This is a genomic window from Acidilutibacter cellobiosedens (assembly GCF_004103715.1).
GTDB lineage: Bacteria > Bacillota > Clostridia > Tissierellales > Acidilutibacteraceae > Acidilutibacter > Acidilutibacter cellobiosedens.
In genome coordinates this window covers 2,458,804-2,483,408 of record NZ_CP035282.1, presented here as the reverse complement: position 1 = coordinate 2,483,408, position 24,605 = coordinate 2,458,804, and the positions used below count along the sequence as shown (strand labels likewise).

Sequence of the window (24,605 nt, the reverse complement as noted above, 5' to 3'; positions counted from 1 at the left end):
AATTGATATTGATTAAATAATGGGTTGTAACATAAAGGAACTGTTGTGTAAACAGTTCCCTATAAAATATCTCAGCTATTATTTATTATTTCACCATGGATTATGACCCTACCTTCATCGGGACATTTTATGTCAAACATAGCTGCCCTTTTATTGCCATAATCCAGTGTTCCACCATTTAGCAATGTATAGACATAAGGATATGCCGCATTCCAAAGTTCATGGCAGATAGGGGGGCATAAATCTTCAATGATGTATTCATCCCCTTCTTTGCAATATCTACCTCTACAATTGCTTTTTACTACAGTCAATTTGACTTTAGGCATTTTTATTCCTCCTTTGTACCATAATCTTTTATAATTCAACTTTCCGTTCTGACTATATTACATGTGGCAACGGCGCTGATATTATCTTCTCCTGTAGATAGATTTTTTGGAGCGTGGATATTAAACATAAAACCTGTCTCGGAATATTTTTTATCTATGCCCTTTGAGTATTCTTCATCTATAGCAATATTAATTACTTCACCAATGACCAGTACTGCAATACCCATATTGGTTAAATCCGAGGTACTGTGTAATTTACATTCCAAGCACAAGAAGCTTTCTTTAATTCGCGGAGCATTAATGAGTTTCGCTTTTTCTTCCGTAAACTTGCCAATTATAAATTCATCAGCTTCATAATTATTATTTTTGATCGTATCATAAAGGTTGTCATAATAATCAGCACTGAGAAAGTTAATACAGAATTCACCTGTCCTGAGGATGTCTTTATAAGCATGGGTATGTTGGTAAAGTCCGGAAATGATTGCAAAAAAGCCGCTGCCATCACCGGAAAAGGAACTCCAGAAGTGAAGATTCACGTTAGGTTTACCGTATAACAAACCAAACATGACAACAGTATGACATGATTATTTATATTTTTTCATAATATCTTATATTTTCAGAAATCAGTTTTATTTCTGCATATATATTAAAAATAGGATTTTTACCCTTCTGATATGTCTTCAAACGTATTCTACTTCTACTATTTGATTATTCTCTATAAAACAGATTTTTCCTTCTAATTTATGAAAAAGAGGTTGTAATAGAATAAATATCCTATTACAACCTCTTCACTTGGAGCTGTTGACCGGATTTGAACCGGTGACCTGCGCATTACGAGTGCGCCGCTCTACCAACTGAGCCACAACAGCATAACATAAATATATATTACCATCTAAAGGCTATTTTGTCCAGCGATAAATTTATTAAATCATAGTATCCAATTGTAATTTTGAATATGTTAATATATAATTTTTACAAGACTGATAGATTCATCTGCTTTATAATGTCATATGATTCGGGTCTTTGACAGTTGAAGAATAAAAAAATCGCTAAAGTCATTGAAATGGCTTTATTTTTTGTCAAATTTAAAATATTTATATTGCGGAATAGGCCGGAATGTGTTATAATATTCTTATATATAGGAGGTGTCGTCCATGAGGTTATCAATCTCTAAATCTAAAAATGCTACTTCACTTTATGTTAAAAAAGATGTTGTGGTCAATGGTAAAAGGACTACTAAAATAGTTGAAAAATTAGGCACTGTTGCCGAATTGGAAAAAAAGTTGGGCGGCGAAGATCCTGTTGAATGGGCAAAAAAATATATTGCTCAGATGAATCTCCTTGAAAAAGAAGGCAAAGAAACTGATGTTATTGCTAAGTACTCTCCATCAAGATTATTGAAAAAAGATGTTCAATTTAGTTTCAATGGTGGCTACCTATTCCTCCAGAAAATTTATCATGATTTAGGGATACATAATATCTGCAGCGAAATTAAAAAAAAACATAAATTCAATTTTAATTTAGATTCCATTCTTTCAAGGTTAATTTATGGCAGAATACTTTTCCCCGGTTCTAAACTGTCGACCTATGAACTTTCTTCTGAATTAATTGAACCGCCGGATTTTCAACTCCAGCATATATACAGGGCACTTGAAATCATTTCAAAGGAATCAGATTTTATTCAATCATCTTTGTATCAAAACAGTTTAAAGGTTTCTAAACGAAACACCGGGATTCTTTATTACGACTGCACTAATTACTTTTTCGAAATTGAACAATCAGAAGGACTAAAACAATATGGCTTTGGAAAAGATCACAAACCAAACCCCATTGTACAGATGGGAATGTTTATGGATGGTAACGGCATTCCTCTTGCTTTTTCAATCAGCAAAGGAAATACAAATGAACAGCTTACCTTAAAGCCTTTGGAAAAAAAGATTTTGTCAGACTTCAATGTTTCAAGATTTGTGGTATGTACTGATGCAGGGCTTGCGTCTAATGCTAACAGGAAATTCAACGATAAAAACGATCGTGCTTTTATTACAACTCAATCGATCAAAAAATTGAAAAACTATCTTAAAGACTGGGCTCTTGATCCGAAAGGATGGCATCTTTCAGGAGATGATGGGGTCTACGATATCATGGAGCTTGATGAAAAAAATGATATTGAAAAAATATTTTACAAAGAACGCTGGATAAAAGAAGATGGATTAGAGCAAAGATTGGTTGTTACATATTCAATAAAATACAGAAATTATCATAGAAAGATACGCAGCTCGCAGATTGAACGTGCTATGAAATTGATAAATACAAATCCAAAAGCAAAATTAAAGAAGGCAAATCAAAATGACTATAAAAGATTCATAGAAAAAAAACATTACACTTCTGATGGGAAACAAGCAAAAAAAGAGATTTACAGCATAGATACGGATCTTATATCAAAAGAAGAAACATATGACGGTTTCTATGGTGTATGTACAAATCTTGAAGATGATGTTGATATAATCGTCAAAGTAAACAGAAAGCGCTGGGAAATTGAAGAATCATTCAGGATTATGAAAAGTGAATTTAAAGCAAGGCCTGTACACCTAAGCCGTGATGACAGGATTGAGGCACATTTTATGACCTGTTTTATGGCTTTATTGATCTATAGGATATTGGAGAAAAAATTAGAAGAGAAGTTTACATGTAGTACTATTATCAACAGCTTACGTAAAATGAATTTTAAATTAGAAGAGGGAGAAGGATATATTCCCATATACACCAGAACAGATTTTACTGATGCCTTGCATGAGGTATTCGGATTTCGTACTGACTATGAAATCGTAACATTAAAACAAATGAAAAAAATTTTTAAGCTGACAAAAAATCGATAAACATTCCGCACTTTTATATTAATCTATAAAAGCTTGTATCCTATTGTTTTCAATAGCCTACAAGCTTTTTCTTTTCTCCAACTGTCAAACTTGGGATATTACCATCTAAAGGCTATTTTGTCCAGCGATAAATTTATTAAATCATAGTATCCAATTGTAATTTTGAATATGTTAATATATAATTTTTACAAGACTGATAGATTCATCTGCTTTATAATGTCATATGATTTTTGTTATCCTGTCTTTTTAGGAGGTACTTTTAATGGAAACTTACAATTTAACAAATGACCAAGGTCGTAATTTTATACTTTTAAAGCAAGGTTTAATCGGAGATTATAAATTTGAAGATAAAGGGGGAGTGTGCGATTATGTTAGGCAAGCCGGCTGTATTCAATTTGACCCGATTGATATTTGTGGGAAAAATCCGGAGCTTGTCTTGCATTCCAGAGTTTTAGGATTTACAAAGGAGATGCTTTATCAACTTTTATACGAGGATAGAAAACTTATAGATTATTTTGATAAGAATATGTCGATTTTTAGAGTGGAAGATTGGGAATACTTTGCTCGTTTACGTGAAAATTATAGATCTTATGGAAGAAGTCATGATAAAGTAGATAAGGTTGCAGGCGAGATTAAGGGAATTATAAAAGAAAAAGGATGTGTAAGTTCCAAGGATATTGATTTAAAACAGATGGTCGATTGGCCTTGGGCTCCGACAACATTATCAAGAGCGGTACTTGAAACCCTATATTTCCGTGGAGATTTAATTATCCATCATAAGAAAGGAAATAATAAGTATTATTCTTTGGCAGAAGATTATATTGAAGAGATGATTTTGAACACTGAAGATCCAAATAAAACTGAAGATGATTTCACAAAATGGCAGGTTCTTCGTAGAATCGGTTCAGTAGGATTGCTTTGGAATAAGGCGTCAGATGCATGGCTTGGCATCAACAAATTTAACGGAGAACGTCGTAACAATATATTTTCGTTGCTTTTGTCCGAAAACAAAATAGTGGGATGCAAAGTTGAGGGTATTCAAGCCACCCTTTATTTTCTTAAGGAAGATGAAGAACTTATAAAAACAGTGTTGTCACAGGATGCATTTAAACAGCGTCTCGAGTTTATAGCTCCTCTTGATAATATGCTCTGGGACAGAAAACTTATCCGTGCACTTTTTGATTTTGACTATAAATGGGAGATCTATACGCCTAAGAGTCAAAGAAAATACGGTTACTATGTATTGCCTGTTTTATACGGGAATCGATTTGTGGGAAGAATAGAAATTGTCCTTGATAAAAAAGTAAGACAGCTTAATGTACTCAATTTTTGGAAGGAAGGAAATACTAAAATTGATGATGATTTTTATAAACTTTTTCAAACTGAAATAAACCAATTTATGTTTTTTAATCACTGTGAGACATTTAAAATCAAATGTAAAATATAAATTAAATTTTAGAAGGTGTTATGGAAATGAATACTCCTAAAAGAAATAGTCATAGTTTAATTGAAGTTATTGAATATAATTCGAAAAAGTACAAGGAATATACGACGGAAACTACTAAGAAATATAATTTCCGGTTGCTTGGGGATATTCCAGAGGGAAATGTCAGATGGATAAATATCGACGGGCAATGTAGTGAGGAAGTATTGAATAAGATTAGCGATGTATTTAATATTCATCCTTTGGTAACTAAAAATATATTGAATAATAATCAGCGGGCTAAAATTGAAGAATATGAAGATTTTTTGTATATTGTAGCTAAGATGATTTATTATTCCGGGGATGAATTGGTACTTGAACATATAAGATTTATTCTTGGAAAGAATTATGTGATTTCTTTTGGGGAAACCAAAGGAGACGTATTTGATGATATCCGTGACAAAATAAGAAATGAAGGTACACAGATCAGAAAATTTGGTGCTGATTATCTTATGTATTCATTACTTGATGCAATTGTAGACGGATATCTTGATGTTCTTGAGGTATTGGATGAAAAAATTGATACCCTTGAGGAACAAGTTATAATGAATAATTCACAAGAGCGTTTGTATAAAATTAGAAAGATAAAAAAGATTCTATTGAATATAAGCAAATATATATGGCCCTTAAGAGAAGTTACTTCTTTGATGGGAAAAGAGTCGAATCAATTGATTCAGCCATCAACGGAACCATATATCAGAGATGTCTATGAACACATAGCTCAGGCAATTGAAACGACGGAAACCTATAGAGAAATTCTTACAGGACTAATGGAACTATATGTCTCCAATACAAGTTATAAACTTAATGAAATAATGAAGGTCCTTACCATAATTTCTACGATTTTCATACCTCTTACATTTATAGTTGGAGTTTATGGTATGAATTTTAGGTATATGCCTGAAATTGAATATAGATGGGGTTATGCTATTACATGGGCAATTATGATTGCTATTTCAAGCTTCATGGTCTATTACTTTAAGAAAAAGAAATGGTTTTAACAAAATTAGGCAGCAATTTGTCCAACTAAAAAATAGCTTTTGATTTTTTCAAATAACCTATATACCTTTATGATAAATTAGAGTGGTATAATTCACTTTATTGTGCTTTTCGTAACGCAACCCAACCAATGTATACTGTTGCTTAAGGCGAAAATTAAGAGAGGCAAAATTGGGGATAGGGGCGATAACTGTTTCTGCAAAGATATTTTTAATCTTATCTTTTTGAAGATCCCAAATAAAAGACTGGTATAAAGCACTACCGATTCCTTTCCTTGTTAGGTGGGGAAGCATGGCTGTCTGACTTACTAATACAAAATTTTTCAGTTTGGTCTGATCAAACCTAGGATCCCAACAAGTTTCTTTCAGCCAGTTCGGTTCCCGCAGCAACCATTCTTCTTGGGTATAGGCTATCAAAAATGCTTGTATCTGTCCTTCATGCTCATTGACATAAAAATATTGCAATTTTTGTAGTTTTTCTTCGTATATAGGACGATATTTTGATTCTTGTCCTGCATAATCAGCTATTAAAAAACCTTGAACCGAATCTTTGTTGGGATTACCTAAGGTTTTTAAAATCGTCATGATTCCTTCGAGATCTTGAATTGTAGCCTTTCTAATCATCGAATCTCTCCTTTTTTGTATTTCCTTATATTTTCCATTTGAGAAGGAAATTATACTTTTCATCTTTTATGTCTATCTTGATTCTAAGCAGTAATTTGTTGTATAAGAAGTTAGGAAATACAGCATAAAATGAGAAAAAACATTGACAGCATCTCTAAAACATATTACTATTTTGGTTAAGCAGCCTAAAGTGGAGTAAAGAAATAATGTAAACATGTATTTTTTAATATAATATCAGATTTTAATATAATAATAAAGGGAAATCTTTAAAACAAGTTTTCGAAAAAGAAAGAATTAACTCCTAATATGTATAAATATTGCAGATAATGTATTGAAGAAATATTAAATAAGTTTAATGATGTATTTAAGGAATCGAATCAGTTAATTCAACTATAAAGGAAAATAAATTTTTAGTACCTGATTATAAAATCCCTCTAATTTTGTTACAGATTATTGGCATAGAAATTGCTAAATTAAATGGTTAGAAAAACCATTTAGGTATTAAAAAAATTTTAAATATATATGAAAAAGGAGAAATAAATATGGAGCGGTTTAGAATTAGACCTGAGATTTATCAATTTGATACTTTTAAGGAATTTATAGAAGATATACCTTTAGTCCAGCTAAGAATTGTCAATAAGAAATTTTAAAATATTTGATTTACCTTTTGGCTAAAAAAGAGTAATCTTAATAAGCCTTTTGAAAGGTAATCAAAAAACGAAAATTTAGATATGAAATTGTACTATAAAGCGATGTCACATCTCGCTTTTAAGTAATTCTTCTGGTGTTCCTCCGGTGTGATGATTTCAAATTTTTTTCATCACGAAGTATTGCAAATACAATGTTACAGACCTTGTGCATAACAGCACCGAGAGCAACCATTTTAGGCTTTGATTGGCATTTTTTTAAATAGTAATCACGCAATACCGGATTCTTGGCTGAGCCATCTTTGTTTCTGCTAATACTGATTAGGGCCATTGTATGAAGGACCATTCTGGCAATACGAGAACCACGTTTAGACATGGATATTTTAGTGCCCTCAAAGTTACCTGATTGTTTTACAGCAGGGTCTAGGCCAAAGTAAGCAAATAGTTGCTTTGAAGATTGAAATGCTGAGAAATCTCCAATTTCACACATTAAACTTACTGCTGTAATTTTAGAGAAAATCTTTAAAAACTGGGGAAATACCATTCGCAGTTCACCTTGAAGCTTATTAACATAAGCAGAACGATTATCCATCAGATCATAGTACTCTCTTGAAAGATTTCTTAAATCAAGAACAAGATCCGATGGAATAAGAGAAACTTTTAAATCAGGGTTTAAACCAATTAAAGCAGCTTTTTTTGAATCAAATTTATCATTATGGACTTTTCTAATGTTAATACTTGTGCTATTCTTAGTGATGATAGGATTAATGATGGATACCAAAAATCCCTTATCACGAAGATAGCAGAAGAGCGGGAAATGATAAATTCCTGTGGATTCAAGGAAAATGTGACTTTCCAAAGAATACATCTCTTCTGCTTCTTTGATTTTAGAAACAGCCATAGATAGAGAAATTAAATCAGAATGTAGGATTTTAAAGGGTTTGCCTACAAAAGTTCGGTTAGGAAGCGCAATAGACATAAAGCTAAAATCTGCACCGACATCAATACCAACCGAAATAAATAAATTTTGAAATAAAATGTTTGACATAAAAATAGCTCCTTTCCGATAGGAATCCATTTCCATCTAATGAGTACACAACCTTGCGGGTTATACGGGTATAGCCTGAGGCTCCCAACCAGCCGAATCATAAAACCTCATTGAATGGACTAATTGACTAAATCACGGGTATAGGCCAGTAAAAACCGACTTCCCAAGGAAGAAAAAGAATGTATAAGGCAGGATATTATTAATAGAATTGAAGATACGGGAATTATGGCAATTGTTCGTGTTGATACAATCGATAGAGGTTTGAAAATTGCCGAAGGCTGTTTAAATGGGGGAGTTGATGTATTAGAAATAAGTTATACCAATAATAATGCAGGTGAAGTTATTAAGGCGCTTAAAAAGAAATTTGGCAGCCCTCTATTGATAGGAGCCGGAACCGTTTTGGACTCGGAAACTGCAAGATTAGCAATTTTGAATGGAGCCGAATTTATAATTGCTCCTACATTTAATAAAAATATTGCCGAACTTGCCAATATATATCAAATTCCCTATGAACCTGGATGTTCTACCTATACAGAGATTGTTGAAGCCTTAAAATATGGTGCTTATTTTATTAAAGCGTTTCCAATTTCCAATTTTTATGGTTCCAAGTTAGTAGATATATTTACTACTCCTGTTCCAACTCTTCCTATTTTGGCTTCCGGCGGTATCACACTGGACAATCTTTCAGAATGGATTAAAGCGGGAGTTATGACTGTTGGCGCTGGCGGACTCTTAACCAAAGGTTCAAAAGAAGAAATTACAGCAAATGCAAAGGAAATGCGTGAAATTGTAGTTGCAAATAGGTAAACGTTAAATTCATGAGGAGGAAAACAAATATTATGAAAAATATTAAATTGACAAGAGTAGATTTCAGATTAATTCACGGACAAGTAATGACTCGTTGGGTTGTTAATCTAGGTATTACCAAGATTGTTGTTATTGACGATAATTCCGCGCATAATCCAATTTTTTCTAGAATATTAGTTAACGCTGTGCCCAACGGTACTGTTGTAAATGTATATGATCAAGATTCAGCTATAAAAAAATGGAATGAAGACCACTTTGGTGATGGAAATATTTTATTGTTATTTAAAGATATAAAAACTGCTAAAAAGATTTGGGAAGAAGGCCTTGAATTTACTGATATGCAAATTGGCGGTATTGGTGGAGCAGCCGGTCAAAAAAATGTTTATAAGCAAGTTGTTATGTCTAAAGAGGACTATGACAGATTGAAAGTATTATATAACGGAGGAGTAAATATTTATTTACAACCTATTCCCGAAGATAGGCCTTATCCATTTTCCAACATTATTGAGAAAAAGGTTTTTGAATAGTTTGTTTGATATAAATTTAGCATTAAGTGAAAGGAAGGTGAAAACAGTAAAACAATGCAGATTTTAGTTATGGATAAAAGAATTGAATGGAGGTGGGGTTGACGATTGTAGATAGTTTGTCTTTTTATAAATTATATGAATGGGAGGTATTATAATAATGGTTCAGGCTTTATTAGTCGCATTAGTTGCTTTGTTTAATGGTATACAGGGACCACTTCATTGGTACTTTTTTAGAGAACCGGTAATGGCGGGTTTTTGGGTTGGGCTAATTTATGGTAAACCAGTAGAAGGTGTTATTCTTGGTGCTACAATTAATATTTCTTATTTAGGATGGATTAGTGCCGGTGGAGCAAATGCATCAGACCTATACTGGGCCGGTCTACTCGGTACTCTTGTAGGAATTCAAACAGGATTATCGACGGATGCTGCGGTAGCTTTTGCTGTACCAATAGGATTAATTGGCAACTATGCTCATGTCGCATTCATGACGATTTCTTCAATTTGGCCGGCTCGAATGGACAAACTTGCAGAAGAAGGAGACTATAAGACACTTGGCAGAATACAATTGTTGGCTGGTCCGATTACCGTAATATTTATAAGAGCTTTACCTGTATTTTTAATTGTTTACTTTGGTTCTGATTATATTCAATTGATGATAAACAATATACCAGCATGGGCAATGGCCGGATTTAGTGCCGTAGGGAAAACATTACCAGCATTAGGAATGTCAATGTTATTCAAGTTTATGTATAAGAAAAACCTCATTGTTTTCTTTATATTAGGATTTATTGTTAGTGCATACCTTGGAATCACAGATTTGTTATTCTTTGCATTGGCAGGAAGTTGTTTAGCATATCTTTTCACAATATATGGTTCTAACAAAGTATCGGGAGAGGTGAAATAATATGGATAATGAAACAACAGTAAACAAAAAGTCAAAATTAACAAAGAAAGATGTGGACAGAGCCTTTTTAACATGGCATATAACGTCTCACCTTACCTATAATTATCAACGTATGCAAGCAGGAGCTATGGCAACAGTGATGGGACCAATTTTAGACAAACTGTATCCAAATAATAAACAAAAGATAGCCGAAGGCCTTCAGAGGCAAATGGTTTTCTTTAATACAGAACCTCGATGGGGAGCCGTAATTCCGGGGATAACAGTTGCTTTGGAAGAAGGATATGCTAATAATCCGGATACTATTGATCCAAATACTATTACCGATACTAAAACTGCATTGATGGGTCCTTTAGCCGGTATCGGAGATACAATTACACAGGCTTTAATTAAACCTTTAATTTTGAGCATTTTTCTTGGATGGGCTATACAAGGACATGTGTGGGCAGCTTTAGCTTGGGGTATTGTAATGTTTACCTACGATTTTCTTGTTACTAAATTTTCATTTGTGAGAGGTTATAAATTAGGATTAAATTCGATTGACAAGCTCTTAGATGAAGGTTTTGTCAGCAAAGTAACTACATTCTTAGGAATAGTCGGTCTATTCAGTTTGGGTGCTATGGTGGTCAAGTTTGTTTCTATTGCTCCAATCTACAATACTGTGCTCAGCACAGGTTCAAAATTTTCTTTAGCGGATGTCTTTGATAAAATTCTTCCTAAGCTATTGCCTTTAATTGTGACTCTGTTTGCCTGGAGATTACAAGTTAAAGGTAAAAGTGCAAGTTTTGTATTGCTAATGCTGTTTATTATAGGTTTTATTGGTGGAGCGTTAGGTATCATTGGATAGTTTAATATATTACTCATTTATATAAATAATCGGTTCGTTTTGTAAGGGATGTTCTTTGGGAAGCTTATATATCTTTCCAAAGAACATTTATTAATCAACAGAATAAATGCTATATTGAAATTTTTAACTTGACAAAGGAGAGAAGATAATTTTATGATTAGATTAATGATTGTAGCACATAGTATTCTTGCTAATGTTTTTGTTTCCTTTGTTAATTTGGTTATGAAAATAATAAGCATTTGTGCAATTTCTTATATTGGGAGGATATTTATGATATTAAGTTTATTTACCGAAGTATTTACTAATAAAGCCGGAAATTATGTTTTTCATGTAAAGAAAACCGATCAATATTATCTGATATCTGAAAAAAATATAAATTCTGTAGGCATGTTTCAAAATTTATTATTCAATTCAATTTCTGTTGCTATAATTATAGGTTGGCTGGCCAAATTGAGTTACTGGCTATGGGTTGTTATCGGATTGTTTATGTATATGGGATTTACCGTATATTTCAATAAAAAAATACTTCCTCAGTTACCGGCCATAAAAAATGAAAAAGCCAAAAGAAAAAAAGAAATAAAATTTTCCAAGGGAAAAGTAATGTTTGAAATTGTAGTATTTTTTGCAATTTCTATAGGACTTATTATAAGTTTATTTTATGAACCATTAAATAATTCTAAGGTGGATGATAGTATTGTATTATTAGGTGCAGTAGTGGCAATTGTATTAGGCATAAAACATATAATCTATTATAATCATAACAAGTAGTTTTAAGATACAGCAGTAAAATTTTGTGTACAATAGATTTGATTTGTGCCAGATTATAGAATTAAAATATAATACTTCTTTTGTGGTGATGAATTTCGATTTGAATGTGGTTAATTTATTGGTTTTTTTATCAAGAATAAGTATAATAGAAATATCATTTGTTTTATATTTAGAAAGGAAGTGAATTCAAAATGAGAATTAAACAGGGTAACTGCTCAGTACAGTTGATATAATTTGTTGGCAGATTGTACTGAGCTATAAAGAAAATATCTGTCAGCAGTCACAACTGTACTGTTCTGAGATGAGATAATTATAAATTTCGGAGAAAGAAGGAGTACAGTTATGAATTACTTGATGAAAATTGTAAAGAAGAATAAACTATTGGTTGGCAGCTATCTATTATTAGGTATATTACTGGCTTTTTTAGAAAATTTTACTGCAAGCTATTTTCAAACTTTAATAAATAAATTTAATGACAGGTCCTTAACAGCATCTGTTATTATAATATATGCCTTTGTTCTTGTCATGCTATGTGTCTTAAGTTATTTAGATGAGTATCCGGGACGTAAATTAGAACACGGTATTTTTCTTGATTTGAAAATAGAGGCATTGAAGAAGATTAGCCGCGTGGATTATAAATCATATCAGACAATGGGTACTGGTAAATTGGTTCAGAGAATTGAGAACGGTGCTTCCGCTGGGAAAAGTATGTTATTTGATTTTATTTTTGAATTAACAAGAAAATTGATTCCCTCTATTTTATTCAGCATGATTTTTATTTATAGAATTAATAAGATTATTATGTGGGTAATACTTATTGGCTATATTTTCGTTTTTATTGTTACAAATTTACTTCTTAAAAGGTTATATCGGATTAAAGAACATATTTTGTTAAACGAAGAGGAGATGAATCATTTTCTTGTCAGAGGATTTATGGAAATGGTCATTTTTAGGATAAACAAAAGATTTAATTATGAAATAGAAAAGGCAAAGTTTGCTGAAAAAGAAATAGTAGGTTCAAAGGTAAAAATGACTCTTATTCATGAAGCTTTTTTTACTATTTTTGAATTGATGGTCATATCTGTTAAAGTTGCTGTAATTGTTTACGGATGGATTACAAAATCCTTTGGAATAGGTGCTGTTGTTGCATTGATATCTTTAGTTGATAATGCATATATTCCTATTGCTATATTTAACGTTTTATATGTTCAGTATAAACTGGACAAAGGAGCATTTAAGCGTTATACGGATTTTTTGGATTTGGATAACGATTATCAATTCGGAAAAGGTAAAATGATTCCCGCTCTTAGAGGAAATATTTCTTTTTACGGATTAAAATTTTTATATGGAAATAGATTGATATTTAACAATTTGAACTTAACTGTTAATTCCGGTGAGAAAATTGCGTTTGTAGGAGAAAGCGGTTCAGGAAAATCAACGCTGATTAAACTTCTCGCGGGACTGCTGAAACCTGGTGGAGGTAAGATATTGGTAGATGACTATGATCTGTCAAGAATAGATCTAAATAGCTATTATGACTATATTGATTATGTTCCCCAAGAGTCGTCTATCTTTGATGGAACTTTGAGAGAGAATCTTGTGTTTAATAAAAATGTAGATGATAAAGAAATTGTTAATGTTCTAAATCAAGTTGAACTGTCGGGGTTGTATTATAAACTAAAAGATGGATTGGGTACGGAATTAGGCGAAAAGGGAATATCCTTATCAGGTGGGGAAAGACAGAGAATAGCTTTAGGGCGTTTGTGGTTTTCAAAGGCAAATATAATTCTGTTGGATGAAGCTACTTCTGCAATGGATAATATAACGGAAGAAAACGTCATGAATCACGTTATGGATTTATTGAAAGAAAAAACTGTAATTGTAACAGCTCATCGTTTGAATTCAATAAAGAACTTTGAACGCATTGTTGTATTCAAAAATGGAGATATTATAGGACAAGGTAAATTTCAAGAGTTGTTGGAAAACAATCCATATTTCAGAGAATTGTATTATGCAACGGTAAACAAATAATTTTTGTATTAAGAATGGTATATAAAGTTAACCCGTTTTGATAGAATAGAAATAGTTTTGTCGGCCAATAGGCAAATCTGATGAAGATGCCTCCGTATACGTACGGAGGCATTGCTTACCAACTATTATTATAATATATGCAAAACCGTTAAAACAAAATTTTTCTGAATACTGAACTTTAAGGTTATTTTTAAGCGGTTTTAGGATAAATTGTCCACAAAGACAAACTACTTAGCAAATGGGTCATTATCTTTATCAGAATTCCATATATATTCAATACTATCTGCAATTTCTTTTGCTTTATTTACACCAAATCTTTCAGCAATAAATCCGAGTGCCATATCCATTCCTGCCGATATACCAGAGGAAGTATAAAATTTCCCATCTACTGCCCATCTTGCATGGGTAATCCAGTCTACCTTTGAGTTTACTGATTTTACCCACTTAAGGGCTCTTTTATTTGAAGTTGCTTTTTTACCATCCAGTAGATTTGTTTTTGCTAAAAGGGCAGAACCGGTGCATACCGTTAGGCAATATGTTGAGTGAGCGGCGATTTGCGTTAGTTTTTCAATGAATTTTATATCCGTGACTAAAGACCGCGTACCTTGCCCGACTGGAACTAAGAGTATACCATAAAAATCAGCATTCTTTAACGGTGCGGTGAAAATATTTGTTCCTTGTCTACTTTTAATGATGCCACCATTAATTGAAATATAGTGCATATGGTATTCTTCGATACGGCTCAAAATTTCCACAGGTCCAAATGCATCCAATGTTTCAAAATCGGGAAACAACAAAATATTTATATCCATGAAAACAATCCTCCCAACATATTTTGTACTTTGAAACTATCATATAAAACAAAATAAGTCAATTGCATTGTAATTGGCTTATTTAACAAAGTTATTCTAAGCCGAAAGCGTGGCAGTATATTTGTACCAACTTAATATCCAGATTGCTTACCATATAGTGGCGGACTATAGCAATAGAAAAATTTTAAATTAATAAATTTAACAAGCTCATAGTAACCAAATTTCAAACAACTCTATATTATATATGTGATGAAAATTCCAGAAAAAAACTGCATATAGTCATCTCCTTTCAAAAGGGTTAAAATTAATTTTGACCCTTTTATTGAAATTTTTATCGTCGACCTCCAATAATGTAAAAACTACCGGGGTTCGACAATAATTTATTTTTTTATAAACATAAGCAAATCCAATACGTATGCCAAGATTAAGTGATAAACATACAATATTTGTTGATTTGACAAAAAAAGAGAAGTATAGTAATATCAATAAATAAATGAGTATCAGAATACCTATGAGGAATTGAAACAGAAAAGCTAAAATACAAACTTCCATAGATAGCATAGTATCAGAATACCTATGAGGAATTGAAACTGCAGTTTGACCGCTGGATCAGGCAGAAGGTAGCGGAGTATCAGAATACCTATGAGGAATTGAAACTACTAATTTTTGGCGAACAATTTTTTGAAGCTGAGGTATCAGAATACCTATGAGGAATTGAAACCTAAATTTCGATACTCTATTGCAAACCAACAACTGGTATCAGAATACCTATGAGGAATTGAAACACGGAGGAAATAACATTTCAACTTGATGAAGCACATGGTATCAGAATACCTATGAGGAATTGAAACAAATAAATTGTAAAATCAATAATCCCTCTGTTTATGTATCAGAATACCTATGAGGAATTGAAACAACATATAAAATTATATAACTGCCTTCATTGGTAGAGTATCAGAATACCTATGAGGAATTGAAACAAGGAAAACAATGTGTTGATAAATATTACACCTCCAGTATCAGAATACCTATGAGGAATTGAAACAATTTTGTTCTAACTACGTGAAATACTAATCCCAAAGTATCAGAATACCTATGAGGAATTGAAACCCTTCTAAAATTCCGATGTGTGTTTCTGTTGGTTGAAGTATCAGAATACCTATGAGGAATTGAAACATTCTTCATAAGTGAGTTGCCCCATCCTTGCATAATAGTATCAGAATACCTATGAGGAATTGAAACTTGAGCGAAGAACAGGAAAAAATAAAAACTGTCTAGTATCAGAATACCTATGAGGAATTGAAACCCGTCTGAGGCCCAATAAGCTTGATGAATTCCTTTAGCTTGTATCAGAATACCTATGAGGAATTGAAACGAGGAAAATGAGAGAAATAGAGAAGTACATGATACCAGTATCAGAATACCTATGAGGAATTGAAACTATTTTTTCTTTTCATCAGACCATCTATATCTTTTTAGTATCAGAATACCTATGAGGAATTGAAACCAAATTCATCTTTAACAGGTTTTTCATCCTCAACTTGTATCAGAATACCTATGAGGAATTGAAACTCAAATGAATTAATAATATTTTTGCAACTTTCGTTGGTATCAGAATACCTATGAGGAATTGAAACAATACTTTCTAATCATCTTTTCACCTTTGCTTTCACGTATCAGAATACCTATGAGGAATTGAAACCACAAAAGTTGAAAGTTGTCACTTTGCAAATGTCGGGTATCAGAATACCTATGAGGAATTGAAACTTCAATAACCGATTATGATACAGACAACAAAGCAAGTATCAGAATACCTATGAGGAATTGAAACTCATTTACACTTTCTAACATTTCGTTAGTCCACCAGTATCAGAATACCTATGAGGAATTGAAACCTTCACTGTACATTGCCTCAAACCTCCTAAATTTTAGGTATCAGAATACCTATGAGGAATTGAAACTTAAATTGCTCTTTAATCTCTTTTTTGCACTCTGTGAGTATCAGAATACCTATGAGGAATTGAAACTAAAAATAATAAAATTGTCTATAGTTTCCATATAGAGTATCAGAATACCTATGAGGAATTGAAACTCAGTCTGCTGGCGATAGGGTGGCTTGCGTCGGTGGTATCAGAATACCTATGAGGAATTGAAACTCTACAATATCATCTGCCATGGCATGTTTAAGCAGGTATCAGAATACCTATGAGGAATTGAAACCCCAAAAGAACTACCCTCATACCATGCAATTAGGTGGTATCAGAATACCTATGAGGAATTGAAACTAAGAATCCGTCCTCTTAAGTTGCTCACCCCCCAGGTATCAGAATACCTATGAGGAATTGAAACTTTCTATGTCTAAAGGTTTCACGTGTCCAACCCTTGTATCAGAATACCTATGAGGAATTGAAACATTTACTCCAATCATGGATATGACAACGATAATGTTGTATCAGAATACCTATGAGGAATTGAAACCTTAAGCCGGGAGCGGAAAAGATTCTCATGCTTCTAGTATCAGAATACCTATGAGGAATTGAAACTAGGGAAAAGGACGGGAGTATTCAGGCCATAGTAAGGAGTATCAGAATACCTATGAGGAATTGAAACTATAATAGGGGTGTGGGAAAATGAGTAATAAAAAAATGTATCAGAATACCTATGAGGAATTGAAACATGTGAACTACAAAAATCCTTATAGATATTTCCATAGTATCAGAATACCTATGAGGAATTGAAACCTAAATCAACCGCCTGCTGATATTTCAATTCCGGTCGTATCAGAATACCTATGAGGAATTGAAACAGGGTAGGAATGGACTTTGGATTTGAAGACTCTTTTAGTATCAGAATACCTATGAGGAATTGAAACTCTTCATAACTTCTTGTTTGGATTCTTCCTTGAACAGGTATCAGAATACCTATGAGGAATTGAAACTAGAATGAATGAATTTATGACAGGAGAAGTATTAGCGTATCAGAATACCTATGAGGAATTGAAACTCGTATCAAGTGAGTGCAGATTAAGCCAGATACTTGGTATCAGAATACCTATGAGGAATTGAAACTTATGACTCTAATGGTGTTCCATATTTTTCTGTTCCGTATCAGAATACCTATAAGGAATTAAAACTATAACTTGGATGTATAAATATAAAAATAGGAGGGTAAGTATGCTTGAATTTAAATATGATACGCAACTATTAATAGATGGGAAGAATCTTTCTGAGGATAAAATTGGTGAATATATTACCAAAAATATAAAGGGAGATTGTTTATTAGCGGTCGGCAGTGAAGAGACGATAAAAATTCATTTTCACACGAATACTCCTTGGAAAGTGCTTGAATATTGTGCTTCACTGGGCGATGTTTATGATGTTGTCATAGAAAATATGGAACGACAAACCAATGGCCTAAAAGGCTAAACACAATTATATATGAGAGAAATTAGGATAAACAAAAGGGCCCATTAATTTGGGCCTTTTTTTGACTGGAAATATCTGAATTTTAATTTATAAAAAACAATAATAAAAGAAAGTCAAAATTTTATTGGAATTTCAGCAAAAAAATGAAAGTTTGACTTCAACAGATCAAAATAAATATGGTAATACTGTAGTAATGCATCATTTTAATGGAAAAGAACCAATGGAAGAAGTGACAAAAAATGATCTTATTATGATTAAAAAAACATTATATAATTTTTTTACAAAGGCTTTATTGACAATAAATAATAAAATAAAAATAGTAGGGATTATTTGTCCCTACTTATTTTTTAAAAATCATAGTCTGTGCGAATAGTAATAATGCCGAAGGCGGGAGTCGAACCCGCACGAGGTTTAAGCCCCACTGGATTTTGAGTCCAGCACGTCTGCCAATTCCATCACTTCGGCTTAACGGTTACAAAAAATATGTTAACATATAACAAAACAAAAATCAAGATATTATTTTAAATTGTTTACTGATTATTTTTTTTAGGATATACTTATTATGAAGCTGTTAAAAAATAATAGCTTATATAAGAATATGGGGAGATGATTTTTTGGATAAACTCATGATAATTGATGGAAGCAGCCTTTTATATAGGGCTTTTTATGCGCTGCCTCTTTTGTCTACAAAAGATGGAATATATACTAATGGGGTATATGGATTTTTGACTATGTTTTATAAGATAAAGGATGAATATGACCTGGATTATATATGTATAGCTTTTGACAAGAAAGGGCCAACTTTCAGGCATATAGAATTTGATAAATATAAGGCAAATAGGCAGCAGATGCCTAATGAATTGTCTATACAGTTCCCCATACTCAAAGAAGTGTTAAAAGCAATGAATGTTACCTTTATTGAAACAGATGGATATGAAGCTGATGACATTGCAGGCACTGTATGCAATATAGGAAAAGAAAACAATATGGAAGTTATATTGGTGTCAGGGGATAAGGATTATCTTCAGCTTGTTTCTCCTCATTCCAAAGTTCTTTTAGTCAGAAAGGGAATAACTCAATTAGAAGAATATGACGAGAAAAAAATGGAAGAACGATATGGAATTACTTCCCAACAATTTATAGATTTAAAAGGCCTTATGGGAGATCAGTCCGATAATATTCCGGGGGTTCCCGGAATTGGAGAAAAAACGGGAATTAAACTTATAAAGCAGTTCGGCTCCATTGAAAATATTTTTGAACATATAGATGAGGTTTCCGGAAATAAAGTTAAAAATTCTTTAATAGAATATAAACAAGGAGCATTTATGAGCAGAAAATTATCTGAAATAATCACAAATGTTCCGCTGGATATTGAATTGGAAGATTTGAAAGTCAGAAAAGCTGATTTCAAACAATTAAAAGAAATTTATGAGAAATTGGAATTCAAAAGCTTAATTAATAAGATTCCGGAAGATGAAATTGAACACAATAATAAGAATATCTATAGATCGGAATACTTTATAGGAGGAAAAGATAATATTAATACAATCTTAAAGGGAATAGATAAGGAAAAGAAATTTTCTTTTAAATTTGTATTTGAGGATTCGGATTATATAAAAGATGAGATATTAGGAGTTGCCTTAAAATGTAATGATTTTCCTTCATTATATTTGGATTTTTTGGGAGAACCTTCTTTAATAGATGAATTTAAGCATAATTTTAAAGAATATTTTGAGAGAGATGATATAGAAAAAATAGGTCATGACTTAAAGGGGGATATCTTAGGATTATTTAGGATGGGAATAGATATTAAAAATATTACATTTGATAGTGCCATTGCGCAATATTTAATTAATCCTTCTCAAACGGATTATAGTATTGGAAAATTATCTGAAAAATATTTGAATGTAAATATTGAAGATAAAGAAAAAATATTGGGGAAAGGGAAAAACAAGAGGACTTTTAAAGATTTATCCGTATCGGAGAGAGCAGAATATTTTTCAAACATACTTAATATGGTTTATTCCTTAGAAAATACTATGGAGGGATTTATTGAAAGCTTTGGTATGACTGAACTTTATAACAATGTAGAATTGCCCCTTATAGAGGTATTGGCCAGCATGGAATGGTATGGATTTAAAGTAGACGAAAATATACTTAAAAGTCTTGGAGAGGAATTTGAAGAAGAAATAGAAAAATTGACACATAAAATATTTGATTTAGCAGGAGAAGAATTTAATATAAATTCACCAAAGCAATTGGGAGAAATATTATTTGAAAAACTGAATCTTCCTGTTATTAAAAAGACAAAAACCGGATATTCTACAGATGCGGAAGTGCTGGGAAAATTAAAGGATAAACATTCCATAGTTGATAATATCCTTAAATATAGACAGTTAGTCAAATTAAAATCTACCTATATTGACGGATTTATTGCTTTAATTGATAAGAATACTGGCAGAGTTCATTCCAGTTTTAATCAAACAGTTACGAATACAGGAAGAATAAGCAGTACCGAGCCAAATCTCCAGAATATACCTGTAAAAACTGAAGAGGGAAAGAGAATACGAAAGGCTTTTGTTCCAGAAAATAATGATTATCTGTTAGTTGATGGAGATTATTCTCAAATAGAGCTGAGAGTGTTGGCTCATATCTCCGATGATCCAAAATTAAAGGAATCATTTTTTCATGATGAAGACATTCATACAAGGACCGCAAGCGAAGTTTTTAAAGTAAAAAAAGAAGATGTAACACCTGCCATGAGAGGAAGAGCTAAGGCAGTTAATTTTGGAATAATATATGGTATAAGTGATTATGGTCTTTCAAGAAATTTAAATATATCTCGAAAAGAAGCAAAGGAATATATCAAAAATTATCTTGAAAATTATAGTATGGTAGAAAGCTATATGGATGATATAGTGAAAAGAGGCAGGGAAACGGGGTATGTTGAAACTATACTTCATAGAAGAAGATATATCCCCGAATTGAATTCCAAAAATTTTAATGTAAGGAGTTTTGGAGAAAGAATTGCTATGAATACCCCTATTCAGGGAAGTGCCGCAGATATAATAAAAGTGGCGATGGTTAATGTCTATTATGAACTTAAGAAGAGAAAATTAAAATCAAGATTGATACTTCAGATCCATGATGAATTGATAGTAGAAGCAGAGAAAGAAGAAAAGGATGAAGTGATGAAATTGCTAAAGGATATAATGGAAAAATCTACTGTTCTAAATGTTCCTTTAAAAGCTGATGTAAAAGTAGGTGAAAGTTGGTATGAAACAAAATAGATGTAAGATTATAGGAATCACCGGAGGAATAGCTTCGGGTAAGAGTACGGTTTCCGATATATTGAGAAAGAAAGGATATACAGTAATTGACGCAGATGATATTTCACGAAAAGTAACAGACATTGGAGAATCCGCTTATGAAAAGATACATGAATATTTCGGCGATGACATTCTTAGAAAAGATTTATCTATAGATAGAAAAAAATTGGGAAGCATTATATTTGGTGATGAAGAAAAAAGAAAAAAATTAAATGAGATGGTTCATCCTGAAGTATATAAGAAGATGATTCAGGAAATAAGGATTAATGCCCAAAGGGATGAAATAATATTTCTTGATATTCCTCTCCTTATAGAGGAAATAGAGAATTCAAAAAAATATGGAATAGAATATGATGAAATATGGCTGGTATTTGTAAGCGAAAAAGAGCAAAGAGAAAGGCTTATGATGAGGGATAAAATTTCGTCGGAAGAAGCTGAGAAACGGATTAAATCACAAATGTCTATGGATTTTAAAAGAAAATACGCTACACGTTTGATTGATAACCAATATGGGAAAGAACACTTGACAAAAATAGTAGAAAAATTAGTAAAATCTCTATAGTAGTAAATGGAGTGGTATAGTTGTTCAAAATATCTAATAAAACATTAAAAATTATTTTTAAAATCCTGTTTGTTATTTTTATTGCTTTTTTTGTGAGTAATTTGTTTCTAAGGCTGATGTACCCTGTAAATTATGGAGATTATATTGAGAAATACTCAAAAAATTTTGGCGTTGATCCTTATTTGGTTGCAGCTATTATCAATGTTGAAAGTAAATATGACGAAGACGCCAGATCTCATAAGGATGCCAGGGGGCTTATGCAAATATCCCTTGTCACAGGAGAATGGGCTTTTACGGAATTGAATATTGACGGTTATACTTTAGATAAATTATATGAACCGGAAACAAATATAATGGTCGGATGTTGGTATTTGAATGTTCTGCAAGAGGAATTCAATGGAGATCTCCGTCTTGTTCTTGCTGCCTATAATGGAGGAAGCGGAAACGTATCAAAGTGGTTAAAAGATGAAAAATATAGTAAAGACGGTAAAACTCTTGATCGAATACCTTATAAAGAAACAGAAGAATATGTAAATAAAGTTTTGCGATATAATGAAATTTATAGAAAAGTTTACAAAAATGGATTTATGGAAGAAGAAAGATTTATCAAAAATAACTTTGTTTATCTAATAAATAATTTTAAAAAACTGTTAAAAAAATTTGTTACGATAGTCCGATAGGGAGGAAATAAAATTGAAATTTAGAAGAATAATAGCGGTATTTTTGTTAGTCGTATTGACAATCTTGTCTGTTGGCTGTAAAAATAAAAATGAAGTTGGAGGGACTATAGATAATAATAAAGAAAAAATTGAAAGCGGAGAAGAAGAAAAACCAGAGTACGGAGGGACTTTAAGAGTACCGTTGACTACTGTTGAGACTTTAAATCCGCTGATAAGTGAAAATATAAGCTATTATAATTTTAGCAAACTTATTTTTGAAGGATTATTTAAATTAGATAAAAATTTAAATATTGAAAATCAATTGGCTCAAAATTGTGAGATAAAAGAAGACGGAAAAGTAATAGGAATAAAGTTGAGAGAAAATGTAGTATGGCATGATGGAGAAAAATTTACTGCTAAGGATGTAAAATTTACGATAGATACTCTAAAATATGCAGGAAATGATAATATATATAAGAACAGCATTTTAAGTAATTTTAAATCTTATACTTCTTCTGATTTGAGACATATAATGGACGTAAAGATAATTGATGACTATAATATAGAGATAGTATTTGACAGAGCTTTTAGCAATGGGCTGGAAATTTTAACTTTTCCCATAATACCAAGGCATATCTTTGTAAAGGGAAGAGAAAATAGTTCTTCTTATAAGGCTGCATTGGCTGAAGATAATTATACTCCCATAGGGACAGGACCATACAAATTTTCTAAATACGAAAAAATTAAAAGCATTAACCTTGAGGCAAATACTAATTGGTGGCAGGGTAAACCATATATTTCTACTATAATTGGAGAAATAATGAAGGACGAAGATTTGGCGATGACATCTTTTGAAGCAAATCAAGTGGATTTGACTACTTCAGTAGGTGTAGATTGGGAAAAATATTTTCAAAGCAAGAGAGTAAAAATTATTGAATATGTATCTCAAAACTACGAACTTTTAGGATTTAATTTTTCAAGAAAAATTTTTGCTGATGAAAAGGGAAAAGAATTAAGGAAAGCAATAGCTTATGGAATAGATAGACAATCTATTATTCAAAAAGTATATATGGGTCATGCTACCCAGGTGGACTTGCCCATATATCCTAATTCGTGGCTTATTTCCGACAACAGTAATATATATGGATTTAACATAGATAAAGCTAAGGAAATTTTATCATCTGCCGGTTATAAAGACGAAAACGGGGATGGTTTTGTAGAAGATGAAAATGGGAAGACTTTGACTTTAAAAGTTACTACAAACTCTTATAATCCTTTGAGACTCAAAACCGCTGATTTAATAGTAGAAAATTTAAAAGCAATAGGCATAAATGCAACTAAAGATTATGAAGATAATGTTCCTAATAATATTACAGATGAAGAAGTAGAGGAACAGTGGCAAAAATATACACAAAAAATTAAGAAAGGTGATTTTGACATAGCTCTAATGGGATGGCAACTATCAGATGTATGTGATTTATCTTTTGCTTTCCATTCTTCTCAAATTTATTATGGAACTAATTTTATAAGATATTCCGATGAAGAAATGGATCAATTGTTATTCGATGCTTTCAGTGCAACTAACAGAGAAGAAAAAAAGAAAGCATATGGAAAATTGGAAGATAAGATACTTGAAGATCTGCCTTATGTAAGTTTATTTTTTAGGAATGAAGCTCTGCTTATTGATAAAAATATTAAGGGAAATATAAATCCCCAGTCTAATAATTTGTACTATAATATTGAGAAGTGGTATATACCAAAGGAATTTCAGGAGAAAAATGTTGATTAATTTTTTAAAATCATTATAATATATATTAGGTTGTTAATAAATTTAATAGTCAAAGTATGCGGAGGTGGCGGAATAGGCAGACGCGATAGTTTGAGGGGCTATTGCTCCATAAGAGTATGAGGGTTCGAGTCCCTTCTTCCGCACTA

At 32.0% G+C, this 24,605-nt stretch carries 19 protein-coding genes, 3 tRNA genes and 1 CRISPR repeat array; of the genes, 15 read left to right on the top strand and 7 right to left on the bottom strand.

Annotation, left to right across the window (positions count from 1 at the left end):
* Positions 1–71 precede the first annotated feature (71 nt).
* From EQM13_RS11990 to EQM13_RS11980, 3 genes are all read right to left on the bottom strand, one after another.
* Positions 72–326, bottom strand: coding sequence for a TIGR04076 family protein (locus EQM13_RS11990; RefSeq protein ID WP_071140974.1), 255 nt, complete (start codon positions 324–326; stop codon positions 72–74).
* A 35-nt stretch (positions 327–361) separates the two neighbouring features.
* Entirely contained in the window at positions 362–892 is a 531-nt protein-coding gene (locus EQM13_RS11985; protein WP_128752784.1) for a flavin reductase family protein, read from the bottom strand.
* 227 nt (positions 893–1,119) lie between these two features.
* Positions 1,120–1,195 (bottom strand) — tRNA-Thr (locus EQM13_RS11980).
* Positions 1,196–1,480: 285 nt separating this feature from the next.
* On the opposite strand from EQM13_RS11980, the gene EQM13_RS11975 reads away from it, so the two are divergent.
* The 3 genes from EQM13_RS11975 (at position 1,481) to corA (ending at position 5,686) form a co-directional block, all read left to right on the top strand.
* Positions 1,481–3,202, top strand: a complete 1,722-nt coding sequence (locus tag EQM13_RS11975) for an IS1634 family transposase (RefSeq protein WP_128752783.1) — start codon at positions 1,481–1,483, stop codon at positions 3,200–3,202.
* Positions 3,203–3,464: 262 nt separating this feature from the next.
* A complete protein-coding gene (locus tag EQM13_RS11970) occupies positions 3,465–4,649 on the top strand; it encodes a winged helix-turn-helix domain-containing protein (protein WP_128752781.1) in 1,185 nt (394 codons plus the stop codon).
* A gap of 26 nt (positions 4,650–4,675) precedes the next feature.
* Positions 4,676–5,686, top strand: a complete 1,011-nt coding sequence (gene corA, locus EQM13_RS11965; RefSeq protein ID WP_200796161.1) for a magnesium/cobalt transporter CorA — start codon at positions 4,676–4,678, stop codon at positions 5,684–5,686.
* A gap of 57 nt (positions 5,687–5,743) precedes the next feature.
* On the opposite strand, the gene EQM13_RS11960 is transcribed toward corA, so the two are convergent.
* The gene (locus EQM13_RS11960; protein WP_083381965.1) at positions 5,744–6,307 is read right to left on the bottom strand and encodes a GNAT family N-acetyltransferase; all 564 of its coding nucleotides are present in this window, start codon (positions 6,305–6,307) and stop codon (positions 5,744–5,746) included.
* 768 nt (positions 6,308–7,075) lie between these two features.
* Entirely contained in the window at positions 7,076–8,002 is a 927-nt protein-coding gene (locus EQM13_RS11955; protein WP_206172694.1) for an IS110 family transposase, read from the bottom strand.
* Between the two features lie 183 nt (positions 8,003–8,185).
* Here EQM13_RS11955 and EQM13_RS11950 point away from each other — a divergent pair, with 183 nt between their 5' ends.
* The 6 genes from EQM13_RS11950 to EQM13_RS11925 all read left to right on the top strand — a co-directional run bounded on the left by EQM13_RS11950 (position 8,186) and on the right by EQM13_RS11925 (position 13,883).
* Entirely contained in the window at positions 8,186–8,809 is a 624-nt protein-coding gene (locus EQM13_RS11950) for a beta/alpha barrel domain-containing protein (protein WP_320054946.1), read from the top strand.
* A gap of 32 nt (positions 8,810–8,841) precedes the next feature.
* Positions 8,842–9,336, top strand: coding sequence for a PTS system mannose/fructose/N-acetylgalactosamine-transporter subunit IIB (locus tag EQM13_RS11945; RefSeq protein WP_206172692.1), 495 nt, complete (start codon positions 8,842–8,844; stop codon positions 9,334–9,336).
* 157 nt (positions 9,337–9,493) lie between these two features.
* The gene (locus tag EQM13_RS11940) at positions 9,494–10,240 is read left to right on the top strand and encodes a PTS mannose/fructose/sorbose/N-acetylgalactosamine transporter subunit IIC (protein WP_128752777.1); all 747 of its coding nucleotides are present in this window, start codon (positions 9,494–9,496) and stop codon (positions 10,238–10,240) included.
* Between the two features lies 1 nt (position 10,241).
* Positions 10,242–11,084 carry a PTS system mannose/fructose/sorbose family transporter subunit IID gene (locus tag EQM13_RS11935; RefSeq protein ID WP_071140988.1) on the top strand — a complete coding sequence of 281 codons (843 nt, stop codon included), beginning with the start codon at positions 10,242–10,244 and terminating at the stop codon, positions 11,082–11,084.
* A gap of 270 nt (positions 11,085–11,354) precedes the next feature.
* Positions 11,355–11,852 carry a hypothetical protein gene (locus tag EQM13_RS11930; protein WP_161567238.1) on the top strand — a complete coding sequence of 166 codons (498 nt, stop codon included), beginning with the start codon at positions 11,355–11,357 and terminating at the stop codon, positions 11,850–11,852.
* 342 nt (positions 11,853–12,194) lie between these two features.
* Positions 12,195–13,883 carry an ABC transporter ATP-binding protein gene (locus tag EQM13_RS11925; protein WP_128752776.1) on the top strand — a complete coding sequence of 563 codons (1,689 nt, stop codon included), beginning with the start codon at positions 12,195–12,197 and terminating at the stop codon, positions 13,881–13,883.
* 227 nt (positions 13,884–14,110) lie between these two features.
* Here the strand turns inward: EQM13_RS11925 and EQM13_RS11920 are convergent, their stop codons facing one another.
* Positions 14,111–14,695, bottom strand: a complete 585-nt coding sequence (locus tag EQM13_RS11920; protein ID WP_128752774.1) for a DJ-1/PfpI family protein — start codon at positions 14,693–14,695, stop codon at positions 14,111–14,113.
* A gap of 497 nt (positions 14,696–15,192) precedes the next feature.
* A CRISPR array of direct repeats spans positions 15,193–17,828; the repeat unit is 29 nt; unit sequence GTATCAGAATACCTATGAGGAATTGAAAC.
* 40 nt (positions 17,829–17,868) lie between these two features.
* Between EQM13_RS11920 and EQM13_RS11915 the strand changes: the two genes are divergently transcribed.
* On the top strand, positions 17,869–18,120 hold the full coding sequence (locus tag EQM13_RS11915; RefSeq protein ID WP_071141003.1) for a kinase to dihydroxyacetone kinase: 252 nt from the start codon (positions 17,869–17,871) through the stop codon (positions 18,118–18,120).
* Between the two features lie 379 nt (positions 18,121–18,499).
* On the opposite strand, the gene EQM13_RS11910 is transcribed toward EQM13_RS11915, so the two are convergent.
* Positions 18,500–18,585: transfer RNA gene (locus EQM13_RS11910), tRNA-Leu, on the bottom strand.
* Between the two features lie 161 nt (positions 18,586–18,746).
* On the opposite strand from EQM13_RS11910, the gene polA reads away from it, so the two are divergent.
* The 5 genes from polA to EQM13_RS11885 all read left to right on the top strand — a co-directional run bounded on the left by polA (position 18,747) and on the right by EQM13_RS11885 (position 24,602).
* On the top strand, positions 18,747–21,410 hold the full coding sequence (polA, locus tag EQM13_RS11905) for a DNA polymerase I (RefSeq protein ID WP_128753492.1): 2,664 nt from the start codon (positions 18,747–18,749) through the stop codon (positions 21,408–21,410).
* On the top strand, positions 21,397–22,011 hold the full coding sequence (coaE, locus tag EQM13_RS11900; RefSeq protein WP_071141005.1) for a dephospho-CoA kinase: 615 nt from the start codon (positions 21,397–21,399) through the stop codon (positions 22,009–22,011). The genes polA and coaE overlap by 14 nt, the downstream gene beginning before the upstream one ends.
* Positions 22,012–22,103: 92 nt before the next feature.
* Positions 22,104–22,691, top strand: a complete 588-nt coding sequence (locus EQM13_RS11895; RefSeq protein ID WP_240662930.1) for a lytic transglycosylase domain-containing protein — start codon at positions 22,104–22,106, stop codon at positions 22,689–22,691.
* Positions 22,692–22,704: 13 nt separating this feature from the next.
* Positions 22,705–24,459 carry a peptide ABC transporter substrate-binding protein gene (locus tag EQM13_RS11890; protein WP_206172691.1) on the top strand — a complete coding sequence of 585 codons (1,755 nt, stop codon included), beginning with the start codon at positions 22,705–22,707 and terminating at the stop codon, positions 24,457–24,459.
* 58 nt (positions 24,460–24,517) lie between these two features.
* Positions 24,518–24,602, top strand: a tRNA-Leu gene (locus EQM13_RS11885).
* Positions 24,603–24,605 lie beyond the last annotated feature (3 nt).